Source organism: Streptomyces sp. NPDC037389 (genome assembly GCF_040636475.1).
GTDB classification, from domain to species: domain Bacteria; phylum Actinomycetota; class Actinomycetes; order Streptomycetales; family Streptomycetaceae; genus Streptomyces; species Streptomyces hesseae.
Genome location: NZ_JBEZUS010000048.1, coordinates 1 through 1,706, shown reverse-complemented (window position 1 = coordinate 1,706; position 1,706 = coordinate 1). Strand labels below are relative to the sequence as shown.

Sequence of the window (1,706 nt, the reverse complement as noted above, 5' to 3'; positions counted from 1 at the left end):
GTGCGGCATGGCCGTACCGGCGGTCGTCTACACCGTCACCGCCACCGCCGGCGGCGGTTCCCTGTCCGGCTGGGCCGTGCCGACGGCCACCGACATCGCTTTCGCGCTCGCCGTGCTCGCCGTCATCGGCACGTCGCTGCCGAGCGCCCTGCGCGCCTTCCTGCTGACGCTCGCCGTCGTCGACGACCTGTTCGCGATCCTGATCATCGCGGTCTTCTTCACCGACACCCTGAACTTCGCCGCGCTGGGCGGCGCGGTCGCCGGCCTCGTCGTGTTCTGGCTGCTGCTGCGCAAGGGCGTACGCGGCTGGTACGTGTACGTCCCGCTCGGCCTGGTGATCTGGGGCCTGATGTACAACAGCGGCATCCACGCCACCATCGCCGGTGTCGCGATGGGCCTCATGCTGCGCTGCCACACGCGCGAGGGCGAGGACCACTCCCCCGGCGAGCACATCGAGCACCTCGTGCGTCCCCTGTCGGCCGGTCTGGCCGTGCCGCTGTTCGCCCTGTTCAGCGCGGGGGTGGCCGTCTCGGGCGGGGCTCTGGCCGACGTGTTCACCAAGCCGGAGACCCTCGGTGTGGTGCTCGGACTCGTCCTCGGCAAGACGCTGGGCATCTTCGGCGGCACCTGGCTGACGTCCCGCTTCACCAAGGCGTCGCTCAGCGAGGACCTGGCCTGGGCGGACGTGTTCGCGGTGGCCACCCTGGCCGGCATCGGGTTCACCGTCTCCCTGCTCATCGGCGAGCTGGCCTTCGACGGCGACGCGGCGATGACCGACGAGGTCAAGGCCGCCGTCCTGTGCGGATCGCTGATCGCGGCGGCGCTGGCGACGGTACTGCTGAAGGTACGGAACGCGAAGTACCGGGGGATGGTCGCGGAGGAGGAGCGCGACGACGACTTCAGCGGTGTCCCCGACGTCTACGAGGAGGACGACCCCGCGTACCACCTGCGCATGGCCGCCGTCCACGAGAAGAAGGCCGCCGAGCACCGCCGGATCGCCGAGGAGATGCAGTCGGCGCGGCTTGCCGAAGTGACGGGCGGGGCAGGCGAGGAGGACGACCGTCCGGCATGATCTGACGAGACGGTACAAAAGACGGAACCGTACTCAGACGAGCCAGCAGAAGAGGGAGACCGCGATGAGCGCACCCGACGGCAGCCCGGTCGGCACCGAACGCAGCATCGGCGAGCTGTTCGCCTCGGCGACCACCGAAATGTCGGCGCTCGTGCACGACGAGATCGCGCTGGCGAAGGCGCAGCTCAAGACGGACGTCAAGCGCGGGGTGACCAGCGGTGGCGCCCTGTCCGCCGCGGGCCTGGTCCTGCTGTTCTCGCTGCCGATGCTGAGCTTCGCGCTGGCCTACGGCATCCGCACCTGGAGCCACTGGAACCTCGCGGTCTGCTTCCTGCTGTCCTTCGCGGCCAATGTGCTGGTCGCGGGCCTCCTCGCGCTGATCGGCATCGTCTTCGCGAAGAAGGCCAAGAAGGGCCGCGGACCGCAGAAGGTGGCCGCCTCGGTGAAGCAGACGGCCGGCGTGCTCCAGAACGCCAAGCCGCACCCGCGTCCGGAACTGCCCGCGGACCGGTCCCCCGAGGCGATCGAGGCTGTGGCACGCTCGTCCTCATGACGGGCTCCACCACCCCTTCGGGGCAATCCCCCTCGGCGCAGCACCCCACGTCGGTCGTCCGGCTCGGCATCCCGGGCGGAC

Annotated in this window: 2 protein-coding genes; both read left to right on the top strand. The window is 70.2% G+C overall.

Annotation, left to right across the window (positions count from 1 at the left end; all coding sequences use genetic code 11):
• Window positions 1-1,072, top strand: a 1,072-nt coding sequence (locus AB0E98_RS33600; RefSeq protein ID WP_361710278.1) for a Na+/H+ antiporter NhaA, incomplete at its 5' end; no start/stop codon positions are given.
• Window positions 1,073-1,136: 64 nt separating this feature from the next.
• Entirely contained in the window at window positions 1,137-1,625 is a 489-nt protein-coding gene (locus AB0E98_RS33595; RefSeq protein WP_030404233.1) for a phage holin family protein, read from the top strand.
• The last annotated feature ends 81 nt before the right edge of the window (window positions 1,626-1,706 follow it).